Genomic DNA, 20,285 nt, shown 5'->3' with positions numbered 1-20,285 from the left:
GAGGAATGAACCGAAACGAGCTATGCTGGTGCGGCAGCGGAAAGAAATATAAAAAGTGCCATGAAGACTTTGACGATCGTATTGCATCCATCCGGTACGATGTGCTGAAGGGGCAGGTGCGCCCGCCGCGCAAGATCATCAACAACGCTGCGGACATCGAGGGGATCCGCCGGGCCGCGGTCATCAACGACGGCGTGCTCGATCTCATGGAGACGCTTGTGCGCCCCGGCACCGATACGGAGTCACTTGACCGCGCGGCACATGACTACATCGTTGAGAGAGGCGGCATTCCGGCCTGCCTCGGGTTCGAGGGGTTCCCGAAGAGCATCTGCACATCAATCAACAATGTGGTCTGCCACGGGATTCCGTCAAAGAAGGATGTCCTCAAAGAGGGGGATATTGTCAACGTCGACTCCACCGTGATTGTTGACGGCTACTATGCGGATGCTTCCCGTATGTATCTCGTGGGAAAGGTGCCCGCGGCGGCGGAGCGTCTCGTGCAGGTGACGAAGGAGTGCATGGAGCGCGGCATTGCGGCGGCGCGTCCGTGGCACTTCCTCGGTGACGTGAGTGCAGCGTGCGGCGACTGGGCGCATGCGAACGGCTACTCCGTTGTCACCGCCCTCGGCGGGCACGGCGTCGGCAAGGACTTCCACATGGAACCGTTTGTTCCGCACGAAGGCGAGGCGGGCACGGGGATGCTTATGGTGCCCGGCATGGTATTTACGGTCGAGCCCATGATCAACGCAGGCGATTATGATGTGACGGTGGACGCGGAGGACGGATGGACGGTGCGGACAAAGGACCGCAGCTTGTCAGCGCAGTGGGAAAAGACCATCCTCATCACGGAGACCGGCGCAGAGGTGCTCTCATCATGATGAAATTTGATGCGCTCGGCGTCTCGGAGGTGCTGACAGCGCTTCTCCAAAGACAGGGCATTACGGAGCCGACCCCCGTGCAGGAGCAGGCGATCCCGCCGATGCGCGCAGGACGGGATGTGATCGCGCAGGCACAGACTGGTACGGGCAAGACACTCTCGTTCCTCCTGCCGCTGCTTGAGAAGATCAAGCCGCAGGGAACGGTAGCACAGGCACTGGTCATCGCACCGACGCGCGAACTTGCGATCCAGATTGCCCGTGTGGCGGAACCGCTTGGAGAGCCGCTCGGCATCGGGACGATCGTCATCTACGGAGGTGCGGATATCGAGCGGCAGAAGGAGAAGCTGCGCCGCCGCCCGCAGCTCGTCATCGGCACGCCCGGCCGCCTGCTCGACCATGTGCGGCGCGGCACGCTTGCACTCGGCAGCGTGAACAAAATCGTTCTTGATGAGGCGGATGAAATGCTTAAGATGGGCTTCATTGAGGACGTGGAAAGCCTTCTTGGCTGTGCGGCACAGGACTATCAGCTCGCGCTTTTCTCAGCGACAATGCCTGAGCGCATCGTGCGCCTTACGAAGAAATTTATGACGAACCCGGCGCACATCCGCATTGAAGGGGAGACGACGACGCTCGCCTCCATTGAGCAGATTGCACTCTCGGTGAGTGAGGGGGAAAAGATCGACCGCCTCTGTGCCTCCATCAATGAGGAGGCGCCCTATCTCGCAATGGTGTTCTGCGCAACGAAGGAGCGTACGCATACCGTCATGATGGAGCTTGCCCGCCGCGGCTATCTTGTCGATGCGCTCAGCGGCGACCTCACGCAGACGCAGCGGGCATTCGTCCTGCGCAGGTTCCGTGAGGCAAAGCTGCAGATTCTCTGTGCGACCGACATTGCCGCGCGCGGCCTCGACATCGAGGGCGTGACCCACGTCTACAACTATGATTTGCCGCCGACCGTGACAGACTACATCCACCGCATCGGCCGTACGGGGCGTGCCGGAGCGCAGGGGAAGGCGATCACGCTTGTCGCGGCGCATCAGCACGAGAAGCTGCGGAAGATGGAGGCCGCGCTCAAGGAACGTCTGCGCCGCACGGCGGCGAAGAAGAAGCCGCGCCCGAAAACGTGCACCGAGAAGCCGCGAAACGGGGCCCCCCGTCCGCCTCGTGCGTCTCAGACAAGGGGACGGAAAAAATTCGCGAAATCCCATACGCACGGAAGGAAGGCGGGAAAGACTGTCACAAACCTCGGACGACGCAGCAGAAAACGTCCTTGAATCCGTACCTGCGGAAAACTGTCACCATGAATGACGACCCTATGGGGAACCAAAATTTTTCACAGAGAAGGAAAACATTCCACCTCGTCGAATTTATATAAAGTACAGACAATTCCAAAAAGGAGGCGGATTTCATGATTGGTATCAAGAATGTGATTGCGATTATCTGCGGAGGCGGCCCCGCGCCCGGCATCAACAGTGTTATCTCCGCAGTTACCAGTGAGGCGACGCGCCATGGCTGGGATGTACTCGGCATTTACGACGGATTCTCGCGGCTCGCGCGCGGCGAGAAGAACTATGTGCGCCTCGAGACGGCGAACATCAGCCGCATCCATCTGACCGGAGGCTGCATCCTCAAGATGTCGCGTTTTAATCCGACGAAGAAGGAATCCGATCTCCGTACCGTCGTCGAGACGCTTACGGAACTCGGCGTTACCCATGTTGTTACCATCGGCGGCGACGATACCGCGTTCAGCTCGATGGCCGTCTCCGAATATGCGCGCAAGATGGGACGCACGATCAATGTTGTACACGTCCCTAAGACCATCGACAACGATCTACCGCTGCCTGAGGGCGTGCCGACCTTCGGCTTCGAGACAGCGCGTGCATTCGGTACGATGGAGATTGAAAATCTCATGGAGGACGCGAGTACGACGAATAACCGTTGGTACTTCACCATCGCGATGGGGCGCACGGCAGGCCATCTTGCGCTTGGCATGGGCCGCAGCGCGGGCGCAGCGATCACCGTCATCCCTGAGGAGTTCGCACAGGATAAGATCCCGCTCCAGCAGGTTGTCGACGTCATCACCGGCTCCATTGTGAAGCGCTATCTTACGGGCCGCAACTACGGCGTCGCCGTTATCGCCGAGGGCGTCATTGAAAAGATCGCGGAGGAGGATTTCGCAAAGCTCGGCAGTGTCGTTACCGATGAGCACGGACACATTCGTTACAGCGAGCTGGACTTCGGCGAGATCCTCAAGCAGGCAGTGCTCGCCGAGACGAAGAAGCTCGGCATTGCCCTCACCATCATTGACAAGGAGATCGGCTACGAACTGCGCTGCACGGCTCCGATCGCATACGACATTGACTATTGCCGCTCGCTCGGCTACTCTGCCGTGAAGTTCCTGATGAGCGGCGACTCAGGCGCGATCATCACCATCCAGGACAACCAGGCTGTGCCGATGCGGTTCGATGAGATCCGTGACCCAGAGACGGGCAAGACGAAGGTGCGCAAGGTCAACATCGATTCCGTACACTACCGCATTGCGCGCGGCTTTATGATGCGCATTGAGAAGGGCGACCTCGATGATCCGGGGCTTGCAAACGCCTACCGTATGACGCCCGAGGAGTTCAAAGAGCGCTATGCATATCTCTTCGACGGTGATGCGGAGGAGTAACACTTATTCTTTTGAAAGAAACCGATGGAGCAGAAAAATTCTGCTCCATTTTTTATTTTAGGTATTGACGGGCGCAGCCCTATGCCGTATAATATCGTCTTGTTAGCGCAATGCGCAAGCACCTGTCCGAGCGACAGAAATATCGCGGGGTAGAGCAGCCGGTAGCTCGTCGGGCTCATAACCCGAAGGTCACAGGTTCAAGTCCTGTCCCCGCAACCAAAATCGCATAATTATCATGGGTAGGTGGCCGAGTGGTTAAAGGCAACAGACTGTAAATCTGTCATCTTCGGATTACGATGGTTCGAATCCATCCCTGCCCACCACCATATCGCGGGGTGGAGCAGTCGGTAGCTCGTCGGGCTCATAACCCGAAGGTCACAGGTTCAAGTCCTGTCCCCGCAACCAAGTCTGTATGCTGGTGTAGCTCAGTCGGCAGAGCGTATCCTTGGTAAGGATAAGGTCACCAGTTCAATCCTGGTCATCAGCTCCATATAACGGCGGCATAGCTCAGTTGGCTAGAGCATGCGGTTCATACCCGCAGTGTCCGGAGTTCAAATCTCTGTGCCGCCACCATTGTATATTACCCCCGCCTCGGGGGTTCTTTTATGCTTTTATCGCTGCTTCCTTACGAAAATGCGCGGCATACGTTGACAGTATTTTCCAAGTATGATAAATTGGTAAGAGTGATTTTACAAGAACTTATTGAGGAGAGTTGATATTCATGCGCAACAACATTACGCTTGAGTGCACGGAGTGCCATAGCCGCAACTATCGCACGAACAAGAACAAGAAGAACAACCCGGACCGTCTTGAGTTCAGCAAGTACTGCAAGTTCTGCCGCAAGCACACGCCGCACAAAGAGACGAAGTAAGCGCATCTCTATCATGGGAGAAATAGTCAAATTCCTGCGGGAAGTCGTCGCCGAGATGAAGAAGGTCTCGTGGTCTACGAAGAAGGAGCTCGTCACCTATACGGGTGTCGTCGGCATCGCCATCGTCGTCGTCTGCGCATTGATCTGGATCTGTGATACGATTTTTGCCCGTGTGTTTCAGGTCATTCTGCATTACTAGGCTAGGTGAGGGATATGGCGGATAAGGAAGAACTCTATCTCAGACAGGCGAACCCGCACCGGGCATGGTATGTCATCCACACCTATTCGGGCTATGAGAACAAGGTCAAGGCGAACCTTGAGCGCCTGATGCACTCGGCAAGCATGAGCGAGATGATCTTTAACGTCGTCGTTCCTGTAGAGAATGAGATCGAGGTCAAGGACGGCAAGGAAAAGGTCGTCCCGCGCAAGGTGTTCCCGGGCTACGTGCTGGTCGACATGATTGTCGACGAGCACTCTTGGTATGTTGTGCGCAATACGACAGGCGTCACGGGCTTTGTCGGTTCGGAGAAACACCCCATCCCTCTCACGGCGGAGGAGGCAGAACGCATTCTCTCCGGTTCTGTGGGCGGTGCGCCGAAGCGCCGCACAAAGGTGAGTGTTGGAGACACGGTCCGCATCGCTTCGGGCGCGTTCGAGGACTATGCGGGCAAGATCACGTCAATCGACTCGTCGGGGCTGCGCGTGCAGGTCGACGTGGAGGGGACACCCCTCGATGTGGAAATCGATCAGGTCGAACTGATCTGATTGTCTAAAAACATATACACCGAAAGGAGGTGATGTGTCGATGGCAAAGAAGGTTGCGCGTGTCGTAAAGCTGCAGGTTCCTGCGGGCAAGGCGACACCGGCTCCTCCGGTTGGACCTGCGCTTGGCCAGGCGGGCGTGAACATCATGGCGTTCGTCAAAGACTTCAATGAGCGCACGGCGAAACAGGCGGGGCTCATCATTCCGGTTGAGATCACGGTCTTTGAAGATCGTTCCTTTACCTTTATCACGAAGACCCCTCCGGCAGCGGTTCTGCTGAAGAAAGCGGCGGGTATTGAGAAGGCATCGGGCGAGCCGAACAAGACGAAGGTGGCAAAGCTCCCGCGTGCAAAGGCGCGCGAGATTGCGGAGTCCAAAATGCCGGATCTGAATGCCGCGTCGATCGAGGCGGCAACATCCATGATTGAGGGGACTGCCCGCAGCATGGGAATCGAAATCGTAGATTAATCTATGATGCAGTGGAAGGGCACATGCCCGTTATGACCACGAAGGGAGACTATAATGGCAAAATCTGGTAAGAAATACCAAGATGCTGCGAAGCTCATCGAGAGCGGCAAGCTCTACGCTTCGCAGGAGGCGATGGAGCTCGTAAAGAAGACGGCAACTGCTAAATTTGACGAGACCATCGAACTGCACGTGCGCCTCGGCGTCGATCCGAAGTATGCAGACCAGCAGGTGCGCGGTGCACTTGTCCTGCCGCACGGCACGGGCAAGACCCAGCGCGTTCTCGTCTTCGCCAAAGGTGAAAAGGTCGCGGAGGCAGAGGCCGCAGGGGCCGACTTCGTTGGCTCGGATGAGATCGTGCAGAAGATCCAGGGCGGTTGGCTCGACTTCGACGTCGCCGTCGCAACGCCCGATATGATGGGCACGGTCGGCCGTCTTGGAAAGGTGCTCGGCCCCCGGGGACTCATGCCGAACCCGAAACTCGGCACAGTCACCATGGATCTCAAGAAGGCGATTACCGAGATCAAGGCAGGACAGGTAGAGTACCGCACAGACAAGGCGGGCAACGTCCATGTCCCGATCGGCAAGGCGTCGTTCGACGCGGACAAGCTCCGCGAGAACTATCAGGCGATCATCGACACGCTCATCCGTGTGAAGCCGGCAGCGGCAAAGGGGCAGTATATCCGCTCCATCACGGTTGTGGCGACGATGGGTCCCGCCGTCCCCGTTGCGCTCAGCTAAAGTAAGGCGCATACGGAATTTCCCCGGGCTGTAGACAGCAGGTTTGCGCAAGCATCTAACGACGTAGTCGCCTGCCGAGGCCGGACGTGAATTTGAACATTCATCTCCGGCAGCAGAGCAGCCGGAGATTTTTAGTTAGGCAAAACAAAAGCCGTCTCAGAGACGAACGGCAATAAGAAAGGAGGGAAAATTTTTAATGGCAGATCATAAGAAAGAAGTCATCGTTGCAGAGCTGAAAGAGCAGCTCGCTTCGGCGAAGGGCGCGGTCTTCACAACCTATACCGGGCTCACCGTGGCACAGGATACAGAGCTGCGCCGTGAACTGCGCGCTGCAGGCGTTACCTATCACGTTGTGAAGAACACAATGCTGCGCCGCGCTGCCGATGCGCTGGGGCTCGAGGGCCTTGACCCGCATCTTGAGGGGACGACGGCATTTGCATTCTCAGCAGAGGATGCAGTCGCTCCGGCGAAGGTCATCTGCGACTACATTAAGAAGAATAAGCTCGACGAAAAGGGGATCCTGTCGATCAAGGTCGGTACCGTCGAGGGCAAGGTCATCGAGACGAATGAGGTACGGGCGCTTGCTTCGCTCCCGTCGCGCGAAGAGCTTATTGCAAAGCTTATGGGCAGCATGAATGCACCGATCTCGAATACGGTGAATGTGCTCCACGGCGTTCTCCGCAATGCCGTCTATGTGCTTGATGCAGTGCGTGCGCAGAAGGCGTCCGCATAACAGAATAAAGAAGAAACTATACATTTTTGGAGGTATACAGTATGAATAAGGATCAGATTCTGGAAGCCATTGAGAACATGACCGTTCTCGAACTCTCCGAGCTCGTTAAGGCTATGGAGGAGAAGTTTGGTGTCAGTGCGGCTGCACCGGTTGCTGTTGCTGCTGCCGGCGGCGCTGCCCCGGCTGCTGCGGGCGGTGAGGAGAAGTCGGAGTTCACGGTTGTTCTCGCAGCTGCCGGCGACAAGAAGATCAACGTCATCAAGGCCGTCCGTGAGGCAACGGGGCTTGGCTTGAAGGAAGCGAAGGAGCTCGTTGACGGCGCACCGAAGCCGGTTAAGGAGAATGTTGCAAAGGCCGAGGCTGACGAGCTCAAGGCAAAGCTCGAAGAGGCCGGCGCAACGGTCGAACTGAAGTAATTCAGCCGATACTGATTTTTGAAAACCGCTTTCCCGCATGGGAAGGCGGTTTTTGACTGGGATAACGAGAATGCCCTTGCTAAAGGAGGAAAATACAATGGGGATGAGCGGATACTATATTGCCGTCGATGATGCCCTGCTGCAGGACGTCATCGATGGAGCGCAATCTGTTCTTGGCATTGATCCGTCGGGTGAAAAAACGCTTGACATCGACAAATCATGGCAGGGAATTCATCAGCTCCTCTGTGGTGAACCGTTTGAAGGCGATCCTCCCATGGGATATGTCGTTCCTTTGCAGTATGACAACAGGATCGAGAGTGAATCGGATTTCGGTGCGTTCTACATCACGCCTTCGGAGGTAAAGGAAGCGGCTGATTTTTTGAGCACGCTGGACGACGATGCGCTGCGAGACATGTATGGTTTTGACTCTATGCGGGGAGACGGGACCTATCCGATCACTGCCGAAGACGATGCAGAGGAATTTTACTCATATCTGCATTCCTATCTGTTGGAGCTGATCTCCTACTTTAAGAAAAATGCGGAGGAGGGGAAGGCCGTTATCTTTTACATCCTGTGATGCCTCTTCCTGCCGGCACGATCCGGCCGATATGCGTAAGTGATTTTCATACCTCGGATCTTTAAAAAACCTGCTGTATTTTTTGTACAGCAGGTTTTTTTGAAGAATCTTTGACTTTTTGTCATTTTATACTTGACTTTTTGCTTTTTACCGTGTATATTCAGTATAGATTTTGATTAGCACTCAGTTTTATAGAGTGCTAACAGAGATTGAAAGGAGAGGAGAGGGGTGAATGTCGGACGATCTGGACGCGCGAAAAAGTCAGATCCTGTGGGCGGTTGTCGATGATTATATCGCATCGGCTGAGCCTGTCGGCTCGCGGACGCTCGCGCAGAAATACAATCTCGGCATCAGCCCCGCGACCATTCGAAATGAGATGGCGGATCTCGAGATGCTCGGCTATCTGGAGCATCCCCACACATCCGCCGGGCGTATTCCCTCATCCAAGGGGTATCGCTTCTATGTCGACGGGCTGCAGCCCGTAGCTCCGGTAACGGATGCCGAGAAGTCAAAGATTCACGATTGGTATCGCGGGCGCGTGCGGCGTCTCGACGAGGTGTTTCAAGAGACTGCGCGTCTGATTGCAGATGTGACGCGCAATGTCTCGCTCGTGCTTGCGCCGCAGGCGGCACAGTCGACGTTCCGCATGCTCCAGTTTCTGCCCCTCGATATGGGGCACGCGATTGCCGTCCTTATGACGGACGCAGGGTTCGTTGAGAACCGTATCGTAGAGATTCCCGACGGCGCGACGTTCGCTGATTTCCAGCGGATGGCGGCCGCAGTCAACGAAACACTTGCCGGAAAAGCGCTCAGCGATGTAACAAAGCAGGATATGCGGCGTGTACGCGATGCAATCGGTGATGAGTCGATCTTTGTTGCTGCCGTAGAGGTCATGCACCGGGCTTTGGAGGGACGGTCAGAGGATCGCCTCTATCTCGGCGGTACGGCACAGCTGCTCGGCAATCCAGAGTTTCAGGACCTCGAACGTGTCCGTGCAATGTTGCTCGTTCTCGAACGCGAGGATCTCGTCAAGGACATCCTGCATACGCACGCAGGCGAGGGCCTTGAGGTTACAATCGGACGCGAGAACACGAACAGCACGTTCTGGGACAGCAGCTTCATCACGGCGACCTATCATGTTGACGGAAGGCTGCTCGGGACCATTGCGGTTCTCGGACCGACACGCATGGAATATGCAAAGGCGATGCGCATACTGGACTATGTGAACACAAATTTAACAGAAATGATCTATCAACTGAAATGGTAGGAGAGGTGAACGGCTTGCAGGAAAAGGAAGAGATGACCGCGGAGACGGCGGAGGAGCAGCTCGTGGAGAACGCGGCGGAAACGACGCCCTCGCCCGAAACGGAGACTGCAGAGGCTGCGCCTGTCGAAGACAAGGCCGCCGCGCTCGAAGCGGAGCTCAAGGAAAAAAGCGACCGCATCCTGCGGCTTCAGGCGGATTTTGAAAATTTTCGCCGCCGCACAGCGAAAGAAAAGGAGGAACTCGCGGCCGTCATCACACAGAATATCCTCGGCGATCTGCTGCCGCTTCTCGACAATTTTGAGCGAGCGATGGCAGTGGAGCAGACGGATGGGGAGGCGTTCCAAAAGGGCGTGGAGATGATCTTCACGCAGCTGCGCGAGGTACTCGACAAACATGGTCTCCAGAGTATCGAGGCAGAGGGACAGACCTTCGACCCGAATTTCCATCAGGCGGTCATGCGTGTTGAGGATTCCGACGCTCCGGACGGAACGATCACGCAGGTGCTGCAAAAGGGCTACCAGGCAAAGGGCAGAGTCATCCGCCCCGCAATGGTACAGGTAGCCGGAAGCTAAAAAATAACATCGAAAAGATTTTGGAGGAATATAAAATGGCTAAAGTAATAGGTATTGATCTTGGCACGACGAACTCCGTTGTCTCGGTCATGGAGGGCGGAGAGCCCGTTGTTATCACGAACCCCGAGGGGAGCCGCATCACGCCGTCCGTCGTAGGCTTTACGAAGGACGGGCAGCGTCTCGTCGGCCGCCTCGCAAAGAATCAGGCGGTCTCGAACCCAGATCGCACGGTCTCGTCGATCAAACGCCATATGGGCGATCCGAACTATCACGTCACGATTGACGGCAAGAACTACACGCCGCCCGAGATCTCTGCGATGATCCTGCAGAAGCTCAAGAGCGATGCAGAGGCGTATCTTGGCGAGACGGTTTCGCAGGCAGTGATTACTGTCCCTGCGTATTTTAACGACAGTCAGCGTCAGGCAACGAAGGACGCGGGGAAGATTGCGGGACTCGAGGTGCTGCGCATCATCAATGAGCCGACAGCAGCGGCGCTCGCGTACGGCCTCGACAAGGATCAGGACGAGACCATCCTCGTCTTCGACCTCGGCGGCGGTACATTCGACGTCTCGATCCTCGAACTCAGTGAAGGTGTTTTCGAAGTCAAGGCGACGAACGGCGACACCGTGCTCGGCGGCGATGATTTCGATAAGAAGATCATGGACTGGATGGTCGAGGAATTCAAAAAGGAGAACGGCATCGACCTCTCGCAGGACAAGATGAGCGCACAGCGCCTCATCGAGGCGGCGGAGAAGGCGAAGATCGAGCTCTCCAGCATGACGCAGACCAATATCAACCTGCCGTTCATCACGGCAGATGCATCGGGGCCGAAGCATCTCGACCTCACGCTTACCCGTGCAAAATTTGATGAACTCACGGCGGATCTCGTGGAGCGCACGATGGTTCCGACACGCAAGGCGATGGAGGATGCAGGCCTTTCGGGCAGCGACATCGACAAGATCATTCTCGTCGGTGGCTCGTCCCGTATCCCTGCCGTGCAGGATGCGATCCGCAAGATTCTCGGCAAAGAGCCCTCGAAGGGGGTCAACCCGGATGAGTGCGTCTCCATCGGCGCCGCGATCCAGGGCGGCGTCCTCGTCGGTGAGGTCAAGGATGTGCTGCTCCTCGATGTCACGCCGCTCTCGCTCGGCATCGAGACGCTCGGGGGCGTCTGCACGAAGATCATCGACCGCAACACAACCATACCGACTTCAAAGAGTCAGGTATTCTCAACTGCGGCGGACAATCAGCCGGGTGTTGAGATCCATGTCCTGCAGGGCGAGCGCGAGATGGCAGCGGGAAACAAGACCCTCGGCCGTTTCCAGCTCACCGATATCCCGCCCGCACCGCGCGGCGTGCCGCAGATCGAGGTCAAATTTGACATTGATGCGAACGGCATCGTCAATGTATCGGCGAAGGATCTCGGCACGGGCAAGGAACAGAAGATCACGATTCAGTCTGACAGCGGCATGAGCAAAGAGGATATCGAGCGCATGGTCAAAGAGGCGGAGACGCACGCCGCTGAGGATAAGAAACAGAAGGAAGCTGTCGATGCGCGCAATGCGGGCGACTCTCTCGTCTATCAGGCGGAGAAGGCCATCAAAGATCTCGGCGAGAACGCGGATCAGGCACTCGTTGGAAAGACCCAGACTGCCGTCGATAAGCTGAAGGAGGCTCTCAAAGGCTCGGACATCGAGGCGATCAAGGCGGCAACGGAGGAAGCACGCCAGCCGCTCTATGAACTCTCTGCAGCAGCCTATCAGCAGGCGCAGCAGGCAGCGGGCGCGGCAGGAGCAGCACCGAGTGAAGATGCAGGAGCACAGAGCAGTGCACCGCAGGATGACAATGTTGTCGACGCAGAGTTTACCGAAGTTAAGGATGACGAGAAGTAAGGTGGTATCGTGAGCGAGAAACGCGATTACTACGAAGTCCTGGGCGTCCCGAAGGGCGCCTCGGACGATGAAATCAAAAAAGCATATAAGAAACTCGCGCGCAAATACCATCCCGATCTCAACCGTAACGACCCCAAGACTGCTGAGGAGAAATTCAAGGAAGTCAACGAGGCGTACGATGTGCTGAAGGATCCGCAGAAAAAGGCAGCGTATGATCAGTTCGGACACGATGCCTTTGATCCGCGCCGCGGCGGCAGCGCCGGAGGGGGAAACCCCTTCGGCGCTGCCGGCGGATTCGGCGGATTTGACATGGACGACATCTTTGATATGTTCGGCATGGGCGGCGGCAGTCGCCGTGCACGCAGACAGGGCCCCGAACGCGGGGCTGATCTGCGTTATGATCTGGAGATCTCGTTCGAAGAAGCGGCGTTCGGCAAGGAGATCGAGCTCTCTATCCCGCGCGAGGAGAACTGTCCGACTTGCGGCGGTTCAGGTGCGGCAAAGGGGTCGACCCCCGAGACCTGTTCGGTATGTCACGGCACGGGACAGGAGCAAGTCATGCAGCGGACTATGTTCGGCAGCATGATGACCTCACGCACCTGCAGCCACTGCCACGGTACGGGCAAGATCATCAAGGATCCATGCAAAGACTGCCACGGTACAGGACGCAAGAGCGTAACGAAGAAGATCAAGGTCAATATCCCGCGCGGCGTGGACGACGGACAGCGCGTCCGCGTTACGGGCGGCGGCGAGGCGGGTGTGCGCGGAGGTGCAAACGGCGATCTCTACGTCTACATCTTTATTCGCCCACATAAACTCTTTCAGCGGCGCGGGAACGATGTCATCATCGAGATCCCGATCACCTTTGTACAGGCATCGCTCGGCGATACCGTGCAGGTGCCGACTCTCGACGGTGCGGTTGACCTCAAGATCCCTGCTGGGATCCAGACCGGTACCGTGCTGCGCGTGAAAGGGAAGGGCATTCCCAATCTGCGTGGTTCGGGACGCGGCGATGAACATGTCCGCGTCAAGGTTACAACGCCGCAGAAACTCTCGGCCAAGCAGAAGGAACTTCTCAAGGAGTTTGCCGAACTCAGCGGAGATGCGGTGAACCCCGAGCAGAAGAGTTTTACTGAAAAATTTAAGGATCTCTTTGCCTGATATGAAAAAAGAACTTCCTTATTTTCAGATCGGCGCATCCTACGGCGGGAATCAGGACTGGTTCTCGGACTACTGGATGCGCGAGGGCGGCTGCGGTGCGGAGACTGCCTGTGATGTCTCGGTCTACCTTGCGGTATATCGCGGCATCCCGCGCGCGTACCCGTTCCGTATTCCTGCGGTGCGCGAGGACTACGTCGAGTTCTCCGAGATTATGCGCCCCTACCTTAGCCCGCGTTGGACGGGGATTGACCGTCTCGATATCTACATCGACGGATTCGGTTCCTACTTGCGCGATCGCGGCGTGGATGCGATTGCACTTAAGCCGTGGGAGGGGATGCATTCCTATGCAGAGACACGCGAGGTCATTCGACGGCAGATCGATGCCGGCATGCCCATCCCGTGCCTCACGCTGAAACACCGCGCCCCATCGATGGAGTTCTACGTCTGGCACTGGTATCTCCTCACGGGATACGAGGACTTTGACGGGGAATGCGCCGTTAAGGCGGTCACCTACGGAAACTTTCGCTGGCTCGACCTGCGCACGCTCTGGGAGACCGGATACGAGCGCCGAGGCGGGCTTGTGCTCCTCTCGGAGCAGAAGGAATGTGAAACAACTCCATAAAAACACAACACGGGCGCAGTCTCATATGAGACTGCGCCCCGTGTTGTATTTGGTTCAGAACCGCCATCCGAGAGAGAATCCGCCCGTCACATCAGCCGTATGGAACCCGTCGGGTTTTCGGATCGGCATCGCCGCAAAGACATCATAGGACAGAGCATCAATCATCCCGCGCACGCCGAGCGCCGCTCCCGCGATCGTGTGCCCGTTGTAGAGATCTGCACCGGCGCCGTACACTGCACCGACATCAAGGCCGAGATAGACCTCCAGCTTCTGCTTCGGGAACCGCGTCGCAAACTCATTGCGGAGATACCAGCCGTCCGTTCCCATCAACGTAACCTCGCCGTCGAAGCCCCGCACCGTGTACCGGTTCCCTATGCTGATCATATCTGTGCCGTAGAGCTCCATCCCGTCCATCGTCCACTGCCCGTGAAAGGACGTCGTAAACGTCGCAGGACGGTGGCTGAACTCAAACGGATGCACATAGTCCGCATCCAGGAGCCACATTCGATACCGCGTCCGCGGCATATCCTCATAGGGACTCTCCTCCTGCGCCCCCATCCACCCGAGACCGAATCTGTGGGCCAAACGGAAGTAGAGCGTATCTCTTTTCAGATACAGACGCTCTGCAAGCCCGACCTCCATCGATGTCTGATGCATCGCCTGAATGGGCAGCTCGACATCGTTGAGGAAGCGATGCGAGTTCCGCTTGCGCAGACGAATGTCCATACTCGTCTTTCGATTTGCCGAACGGCTCAGCACATAGTCCCATGAGAGCGTAGAGATATTCGTATCGCCCGCGCTGATGAAATCGTAGGGCATGCTGTCCACCGTCTGATGATATTTTGACCGCTGGTAGGAGAGGGAAAAGGTATGGCGTCCGTAGGGATAGGTGTAGCTGATATTGTGGCCGCGCGTTCCTTTCTCATATCCGTCCTGCGCACTGTCGAGATTTAGACCGATGCGGAGCATATCGTTCTTATGAAAGAGCTGATCGATGCCGAGAGAGGCGTACCACTGGAGCTTCCCCGTGTCCTCCAGACCGGAGTCATCGAACGAGATCGTTCCGTAGACATTCCTGCCGCGCTTCACATTCAGTACGATATCCGTCATCTGGGGCTCATCGGCAGGCAGCAGCCGAACGGAGATATCCTGTGAGGGGAGACGCTTTGCCTGTTCGATGCCCTGCTCAATGTCCCGCACGTTCAGAACATCTCCCGCGCGGAAGGGGAAGAGATTCTTCCAGTAGACCATATCACTGCCGTCTGCAAAACGGACGGCATGAATATACCCCACGAGGAGGACAAGGCGCAGCTCGCCGGAGGAGAGATTCTGTTCGGGAACGGCAACGCGGCTTGTCGAAAAACCGCGGGACATGAGAGTGCGGTTCATCGCGGTGACCAGTTCATTGATCTCGCGCAGAGAGAGTTCTCTCCCCTCATAGGGACGGGCAGCGCGTTCGAGGAAGCGAAAGCGCTCCGTCTGATGCTCGACCGTGACGTGAGAGATATGAAAGCGAACACTCTCATCGGCGGGGAGATCAGAGGAGGGAGGGGGCGGCGCAACGACCTCCGCACGCTCCTTGTTCATACGTTCCTGTCGTTCAGCCTCCTGCGCACGCGACTGATCCAGCTGCTCCTGCTGAGAGGGCGGAGCGGCAGAGGCCGAAAGCGCCGAGAGTGAGAGGAGAGAGGTAAGAAGGATCACAGATGTTTTGTTGATTGACATAAAGCTCCCTTTTCTTTAAGAAATAATGCTGTTTGACATGGATTTGGATTTATAAATTAAATCGGATAAAAAATCAACATATTCAATTATTATATGCCAAGCGTGAGCTGTGTCGTCCTTTAAAGTCTCTATGGTACATATATAATCATCTTTTTTAGACTCCAGAGAAATAATAAGATTCATATCCCTATGCGATTCTATCTTCCAACCATTGTTTAATAGGTACTCTTTTATTTCTATAAGAACGATGTTTTTATCCTTTTCTGTGACGAAATAGGCGGTAAGTGATTGAGCAATTAAAGCCCTTGTATTTTTCTCTAGATGTATATTTTGCAGAGTATACTGATCTAAGACCTTATCCTAATATCAGCCAACATATAAATAAAACTAGAATACTGCAGGATATTAAGGGCACAGCTCTTCTGTATATTTTTTTCATCATTACTATTGGATTTTTGTGCATAATATCAAGTTCCTATAGTGTTCCAACGAAAAAAGTATACCCAATTGTGAGATTTAACCCAACGCTCGCGCTACCGTATAAAACATTCATACATCCCAAAAAACGACATGCATGGATTCTTCTTGTTCATTTGAAATAAAACGCCAAAATTCGTTTTTGGTTGATTCATCTATAAATGTTTGGAACAGAAGGTGATTTTCGAGAGATAAGGTGATGTCTCCTATAGCAGAAAAAGTGGCTTCTACTACTTTGATACCGCAAGACAGTTTTGTATTCAATTCTTTTACTCTCTCATCATATAAGCTATTATAATCATTTCCCACATCAAATGGCTTGGTACTGTCAATGGGGATATACATATCTCCAGAAGCTAAAATAATTCTTTTGTCTTGTAAAAATCTCCATGGAGTTTGAACAACAAGATAATACGTTCGTTTTTCTTTTTTGTTTATTTTGATTTTCTCTCCAAATCCTATCCATATGGTTAAGCCTCCTTTTCCAACCTCATAACAAACTGTTCCTTTTAGTATACTAGATATAAATTTAAAGTCGTGCATTTATAATTCTCCATTTTTGATACGTCTGGCAGTTTCGTCTATTTCCTTATAGCCATAATTTTGACCTGAAATTTCATCATGTAATTTTCTACGTTGTTCGCGGTTCAGCCCATGCTTATTAGCTGCTGATCTAGCCTGCTCATTTTGAGCCTTATTATTACGGGGGGTACCCGTACTAACCCAATATATAATATCTTCTACTGTATCGCCAATATAATCAAATGCTTCTTCTCCATTACTAACCATCCATTCTCCAAGGTTGTTACATTTTGCAATTATTTTGCCGGTAGCATTCATTAAGAATTGTTGTCCATCATCGGTGCTTAAGACAACATAGCCAGATAAACCAGCGATTACCAATATATAATCTGAAAGAACTAGAGGTAATGCTGCAATCAAAAAGTTGTATTTTGTCCCTGCCGCCGCTGCTGATGCGCCGACCGCAGCATTCTCGTTGGCCGCTTTCGCTGCAGCTGCTCCAATAAAGAGCACTAACTCCTTGGGCGAGGGCAGGATCGAGAACTTTTAGGTTGTTGATCAGCGCTTCGTTGAGTCCTGCGCCTGTTGCCCCTGACGCAAAGCCTGCTCCTGAAAGTTGGCTGATAAGTCCGCCGATAAAGGTGTGAATCAAGACTTTGCGTCCACTGCCATCGTCGGGGAGATTATGCGCGAGACGGAAGGCTTCTTCGCGGAACACGTTTACGAGTTCCTTCTGTTCCTCGACACTCTTCTTGTCAAAGATTCTGCCAAGCTCATTGAGTGCATTCGCAGTATCTCTGCTGAGCGCCGAGATATCCTGCGCGGGATTCTCCCTGATATCGATGGTACCGGGCGCGATGGCAGACTTCGTTGTTCTGCCCGCATCTCCCTCCGCGGGCATGGAGAGGGGATTAAAAGAGATCTATGGGGATTATAGGGGCACTGAGCTATGCTGTGTTACTTAATCATTTTTACATTACTTATAAGGAAATCTATAATCTTATCGAAATTTTCATTGAATTCTTCTTTTGTTAGTATAAATTCAAAACCAGGAGCGGGTGAACTATAAGAATGTGTTTTTTCTTCTCTTGTATTCATTGCAATACGGTATTCTTCCATTTGTGAGTCATACTCGCAAGATATGGAGTCATGATACTTAAAAAACTTATTCCATGTTTTGTATGGAGAGGATTTAAATGGTTCTGTTGGTTCAATTTCCTGTTGATAGGCAGAGATACTGTCTCGTATGCATACAAGAATCTCTTTTTTTAATGATTCTCGACCCGTTTGAGTCAAGTAGCCCATAACGTTCCAATATCCAATTTTTGTTTTATACTCTTTGAGTAAGTAAATTTCTCTATCCTTTTTATTTACATATATCCGTACAGAGCCTCTCATCTCAATCTTCCTTTCATTTTACGACAATGATTGTTGTTTCAATTCCTTTGTTTCTTGTATATTCCTTGATCATTTCGAGCCCCTTTCGTTGCTCTACTGTTATCTCCATATCTGGTATGGCAATCTCAAGGCGTTTAGAGGAATAATCATTCGATCTTATCGATTTGTTATTCCATTCTTGTTTTTTAAACTCATCCAACTTATCCACATCTCTTTTGAGCTTATTGTAAATGTCCCTCGATTTCTGATAACTTGGCGCACTCAGATCCATGCTCTTAATGCTCGTGATGACTCCGTTCTCCAGTTTGTCTATGACAGGGAAATTCCGACCAAGGTTGTTCCCTAAAGCATCATCTATGATCTCCCCTCTTTTAGCCGGCCCCTTTTTCCACACATTGTCTCCGATCGAAACGGTTCGATTGGCAATCTTGGAGGTGCGGGTCGTCATCTTGGCAAATGTTTCGAACCTTGACAGGTTCTTTAGAACCTTGACAGGTTCTTTAGTACCTTTGCTCCTGAGATTCCGGCTTTTGCTCCGCCTCCGGCAGGAACGATCGACGTAACTATTTCTGCGAACAATTTTCCTTGTTCATACTTTGTACCGTTTTTTGAGATATCGTTTGCTTCTTCCAAGTACGCCTTTGCTTTTTGCATTATAGCTTTTGGCGCTTCTGACCCGTTTTCGATGAGATTAATAAGCATATTTTTTACTGCAGAGAATGTATCTGCCGTTTGAAACACAACATTATATGCGATGTCCGAAACATCTATGACTTTGTCAGAGAGAACTTTTCTGACACCATCGCCAAAAGTTAACGCATGGGTTATGTTTCCGTCACTTTCTCCAATTTTGATGTTCCATGACTTTTGCGTAGAATCCTTGGGCTGATTGGTTTGATAGTAATCTCTGTAGATGGTGATGGTTTTTACTTCGCCTTCCTTTAACGGCGCATCGATGCGGAAACGGCTGCTTAGATACTGTGCGGTCTCGCTGTCAAAGTCCTGTACTTCTCCTTCATGATTCACAAGGACCCCAACAACGTTTCCGTCTTTCAATGTTGTGTAAAGGACAAGGTATTCGTTTTCATCGAGGGATTCATAGTCCTTTTTTTCCAAGAGCTGCATTAACTGAAATTTGATTGCGGGCTCTTTTTGGTATTTGTTCCACTTCGTTCCTGCTGCCGCAGCACTTGCTCCTGCAGCGGCACTTCCTCCGGCGACTTTCGCCGCGGCGGCGCCGATGATGGCGCTGACGATTTGCGCTGTGCTGGGGTCTAGTCCTTTGAGGCTGTTGATCAGTGCTTCGTTCAGAGCTCCAGCTACGGCACCTGAGGTGAAGCCTGCGCCTGTGATCCGACTCATGAGTCCGGCGATGGCGGCATGAACGATTATCTTTCGTCCGCTTCCGTCGTCCTTCATGTTGTGGGCAAGACGGAATGCCTCCTCACCGAAGACAGCCGCAAGCTCCTGCTGCTCCTCGATCTTCTTCTTGTCAAAGATTCTGCCGAGCTCATTGAGTGCATTCTCTGTGTCACGGCTGAGCGCCGAGATATCCTGCGTCGGATTCTCGCGGATGTTGATGGTTCCCTCTGCAACGGCAGATTTTGTCCTGCTGCTCGCATTGCTCTTAACGGGCATGGAATAGGGGACAAAAGAAACCTATATAGGTATAGCGAAGGACTTAGCCGTGTAATGTCATTTAATGATTTCTACTTTGTTGATCAGAAAATCCATGATCTCATCGAATTTTTCATCAAACTCTTCTTCCGTTAGTGTAAATTCACAACCAGGAAGAGGATTTCCGTAATAATGTTTTTTCTCATTTCTTTCACCCATAGTTATCGAATAGGTTCTATCTCTTGTATCATAATAAATAGATACATGATCGTGATACTTAAAAAATTTATTCCACGTTTTGTATGGAGATGCTATAAATGGATCTGTATCCTCGACATCTTTTTCATAGGAAGATAGACTATCTCTTATACAAACAAGAACCTCCTGTTTTAATGATCCTCGATCCGTATGAATCAAATAGCCCATAATATTTCCATATCCAATTTTTGTGATGTATGCTTTTAACAAGTTGATTTCTCTATTTTTTTTGTTTACATACATATGTACTAATCCTCTCACTTCTATACTCCTTTCATTTTACAATAGTTATACTGATTTCAATCCCTTTTTCTTTTGCGTATTCCTTCACCATTTCGAGCCCCCTTTGTTGTTCCGCTGTTATCTTCATGTCTTGTACAGCAATTTCTAGCTTTTTAGCGGAATAATCTTTGGGGCTGATATTTCTTTTTTTATCAGCCGCCTCTTTAAATTCATCCAACGCATCTACATCTCTCCTTAACTTGTTATAGATACCTTTTGCCGTCTCGTAAGTCTTATCACTGAGTTTTATACTCTTAATGCTGACGGCTACGCCATTATCCAATTTGTCTATTTTTGGGAAACTATGACCGAGATTGTTCCCTAACGCGTCATCGATCATGTCTCCTCTTTTAAAGGAACCTTTTTTCCACACATCG

General features: G+C 52.8%; 24 protein-coding genes and 5 tRNA genes. 21 read left to right on the top strand and 8 right to left on the bottom strand.

Annotation, left to right across the window (positions count from 1 at the left end; all coding sequences use genetic code 11):
• The first annotated feature begins 5 nt into the window (after positions 1 to 5).
• The 21 genes from map to HMPREF7545_RS00095 all read left to right on the top strand — a co-directional run bounded on the left by map (position 6) and on the right by HMPREF7545_RS00095 (position 13,629).
• Positions 6 to 878 (top strand): type I methionyl aminopeptidase, encoded by an 873-nt coding sequence (map, locus tag HMPREF7545_RS00195; RefSeq protein WP_006693631.1) that lies wholly within the window; start codon positions 6 to 8, stop codon positions 876 to 878.
• Positions 875 to 2,152, top strand: a complete 1,278-nt coding sequence (locus tag HMPREF7545_RS00190) for a DEAD/DEAH box helicase (RefSeq protein ID WP_006693630.1) — start codon at positions 875 to 877, stop codon at positions 2,150 to 2,152. The genes map and HMPREF7545_RS00190 overlap by 4 nt, the downstream gene beginning before the upstream one ends.
• A 134-nt stretch (positions 2,153 to 2,286) precedes the next feature.
• Positions 2,287 to 3,549, top strand: a complete 1,263-nt coding sequence (gene pfp / locus HMPREF7545_RS00185; protein WP_006693629.1) for a diphosphate--fructose-6-phosphate 1-phosphotransferase — start codon at positions 2,287 to 2,289, stop codon at positions 3,547 to 3,549.
• Positions 3,550 to 3,692: 143 nt separating this feature from the next.
• A tRNA-Met gene (locus HMPREF7545_RS00180) sits at positions 3,693 to 3,768 on the top strand.
• Between the two features lie 18 nt (positions 3,769 to 3,786).
• Positions 3,787 to 3,872, top strand: a tRNA-Tyr gene (locus HMPREF7545_RS00175).
• 6 nt (positions 3,873 to 3,878) lie between these two features.
• Positions 3,879 to 3,954, top strand: a tRNA-Met gene (locus HMPREF7545_RS00170).
• Positions 3,955 to 3,963: 9 nt separating this feature from the next.
• Positions 3,964 to 4,039, top strand: a tRNA-Thr gene (locus HMPREF7545_RS00165).
• A gap of 6 nt (positions 4,040 to 4,045) precedes the next feature.
• Positions 4,046 to 4,122, top strand: a tRNA-Met gene (locus HMPREF7545_RS00160).
• A 148-nt stretch (positions 4,123 to 4,270) separates the two neighbouring features.
• Positions 4,271 to 4,420 carry a 50S ribosomal protein L33 gene (rpmG, locus tag HMPREF7545_RS00155; protein WP_006307107.1) on the top strand — a complete coding sequence of 50 codons (150 nt, stop codon included), beginning with the start codon at positions 4,271 to 4,273 and terminating at the stop codon, positions 4,418 to 4,420.
• Positions 4,421 to 4,433: 13 nt separating this feature from the next.
• Entirely contained in the window at positions 4,434 to 4,619 is a 186-nt protein-coding gene (gene secE, locus HMPREF7545_RS00150; protein WP_006693628.1) for a preprotein translocase subunit SecE, read from the top strand.
• A 14-nt stretch (positions 4,620 to 4,633) separates the two neighbouring features.
• Complete coding sequence (gene nusG / locus HMPREF7545_RS00145) at positions 4,634 to 5,185, top strand: transcription termination/antitermination protein NusG (protein ID WP_006693627.1); 552 nt, start codon at positions 4,634 to 4,636, stop codon at positions 5,183 to 5,185.
• Between the two features lie 40 nt (positions 5,186 to 5,225).
• Positions 5,226 to 5,651 (top strand): 50S ribosomal protein L11, encoded by a 426-nt coding sequence (gene rplK, locus HMPREF7545_RS00140; RefSeq protein ID WP_006693626.1) that lies wholly within the window; start codon positions 5,226 to 5,228, stop codon positions 5,649 to 5,651.
• 54 nt (positions 5,652 to 5,705) lie between these two features.
• The gene (gene rplA, locus HMPREF7545_RS00135; protein ID WP_006693625.1) at positions 5,706 to 6,389 is read left to right on the top strand and encodes a 50S ribosomal protein L1; all 684 of its coding nucleotides are present in this window, start codon (positions 5,706 to 5,708) and stop codon (positions 6,387 to 6,389) included.
• 196 nt (positions 6,390 to 6,585) lie between these two features.
• A complete protein-coding gene (gene rplJ / locus HMPREF7545_RS00130; protein WP_006693624.1) occupies positions 6,586 to 7,122 on the top strand; it encodes a 50S ribosomal protein L10 in 537 nt (178 codons plus the stop codon).
• 41 nt (positions 7,123 to 7,163) lie between these two features.
• Positions 7,164 to 7,538 (top strand): 50S ribosomal protein L7/L12, encoded by a 375-nt coding sequence (gene rplL, locus HMPREF7545_RS00125; protein WP_006693623.1) that lies wholly within the window; start codon positions 7,164 to 7,166, stop codon positions 7,536 to 7,538.
• A 97-nt stretch (positions 7,539 to 7,635) separates the two neighbouring features.
• On the top strand, positions 7,636 to 8,115 hold the full coding sequence (locus tag HMPREF7545_RS00120; protein WP_006696719.1) for a YfbM family protein: 480 nt from the start codon (positions 7,636 to 7,638) through the stop codon (positions 8,113 to 8,115).
• 232 nt (positions 8,116 to 8,347) lie between these two features.
• Positions 8,348 to 9,382, top strand: a complete 1,035-nt coding sequence (hrcA, locus tag HMPREF7545_RS00115) for a heat-inducible transcriptional repressor HrcA (RefSeq protein WP_006693621.1) — start codon at positions 8,348 to 8,350, stop codon at positions 9,380 to 9,382.
• The gene (gene grpE, locus HMPREF7545_RS00110; RefSeq protein ID WP_006693620.1) at positions 9,376 to 9,954 is read left to right on the top strand and encodes a nucleotide exchange factor GrpE; all 579 of its coding nucleotides are present in this window, start codon (positions 9,376 to 9,378) and stop codon (positions 9,952 to 9,954) included. Before hrcA ends, grpE begins: the two co-directional genes overlap by 7 nt.
• 35 nt (positions 9,955 to 9,989) lie before the next feature.
• Positions 9,990 to 11,846 carry a molecular chaperone DnaK gene (gene dnaK, locus HMPREF7545_RS00105; RefSeq protein WP_006693619.1) on the top strand — a complete coding sequence of 619 codons (1,857 nt, stop codon included), beginning with the start codon at positions 9,990 to 9,992 and terminating at the stop codon, positions 11,844 to 11,846.
• A 9-nt stretch (positions 11,847 to 11,855) separates the two neighbouring features.
• Positions 11,856 to 13,007 carry a molecular chaperone DnaJ gene (gene dnaJ, locus HMPREF7545_RS00100; RefSeq protein WP_006693618.1) on the top strand — a complete coding sequence of 384 codons (1,152 nt, stop codon included), beginning with the start codon at positions 11,856 to 11,858 and terminating at the stop codon, positions 13,005 to 13,007.
• Position 13,008: 1 nt separating this feature from the next.
• Entirely contained in the window at positions 13,009 to 13,629 is a 621-nt protein-coding gene (locus tag HMPREF7545_RS00095; RefSeq protein ID WP_006693617.1) for a hypothetical protein, read from the top strand.
• 54 nt (positions 13,630 to 13,683) lie between these two features.
• On the opposite strand, the gene HMPREF7545_RS00090 is transcribed toward HMPREF7545_RS00095, so the two are convergent.
• The 8 genes from HMPREF7545_RS00090 to HMPREF7545_RS00050 form a co-directional block, all read right to left on the bottom strand.
• A complete protein-coding gene (locus tag HMPREF7545_RS00090; RefSeq protein ID WP_040571058.1) occupies positions 13,684 to 15,354 on the bottom strand; it encodes a ShlB/FhaC/HecB family hemolysin secretion/activation protein in 1,671 nt (556 codons plus the stop codon).
• A 549-nt stretch (positions 15,355 to 15,903) separates the two neighbouring features.
• Positions 15,904 to 16,374 carry a hypothetical protein gene (locus tag HMPREF7545_RS00085; protein ID WP_006693613.1) on the bottom strand — a complete coding sequence of 157 codons (471 nt, stop codon included), beginning with the start codon at positions 16,372 to 16,374 and terminating at the stop codon, positions 15,904 to 15,906.
• Entirely contained in the window at positions 16,375 to 16,866 is a 492-nt protein-coding gene (locus tag HMPREF7545_RS10320; RefSeq protein WP_040571057.1) for a hypothetical protein, read from the bottom strand.
• Between the two features lie 444 nt (positions 16,867 to 17,310).
• On the bottom strand, positions 17,311 to 17,751 hold the full coding sequence (locus HMPREF7545_RS00070) for a hypothetical protein (protein ID WP_006693611.1): 441 nt from the start codon (positions 17,749 to 17,751) through the stop codon (positions 17,311 to 17,313).
• A 13-nt stretch (positions 17,752 to 17,764) separates the two neighbouring features.
• Entirely contained in the window at positions 17,765 to 18,145 is a 381-nt protein-coding gene (locus HMPREF7545_RS00065) for an endonuclease toxin domain-containing protein (RefSeq protein ID WP_040571055.1), read from the bottom strand.
• Between the two features lie 86 nt (positions 18,146 to 18,231).
• Positions 18,232 to 19,389, bottom strand: coding sequence for a hypothetical protein (locus HMPREF7545_RS10315; RefSeq protein WP_006693609.1), 1,158 nt, complete (start codon positions 19,387 to 19,389; stop codon positions 18,232 to 18,234).
• A gap of 57 nt (positions 19,390 to 19,446) precedes the next feature.
• Positions 19,447 to 19,887 (bottom strand): hypothetical protein, encoded by a 441-nt coding sequence (locus tag HMPREF7545_RS00055; RefSeq protein WP_040571054.1) that lies wholly within the window; start codon positions 19,885 to 19,887, stop codon positions 19,447 to 19,449.
• A gap of 13 nt (positions 19,888 to 19,900) precedes the next feature.
• Positions 19,901 to 20,285: endonuclease toxin domain-containing protein (locus HMPREF7545_RS00050; RefSeq protein WP_006693607.1), on the bottom strand; the 385-nt coding region annotated here is incomplete at its 5' end.

Source organism: Centipeda noxia ATCC 43541 (genome assembly GCF_000160555.1).
GTDB lineage: Bacteria > Bacillota > Negativicutes > Selenomonadales > Selenomonadaceae > Centipeda > Centipeda noxia.
The sequence above is the reverse complement of the archived record's forward strand: the minus strand, read 5'-3'. Positions and strand labels throughout refer to the sequence as shown.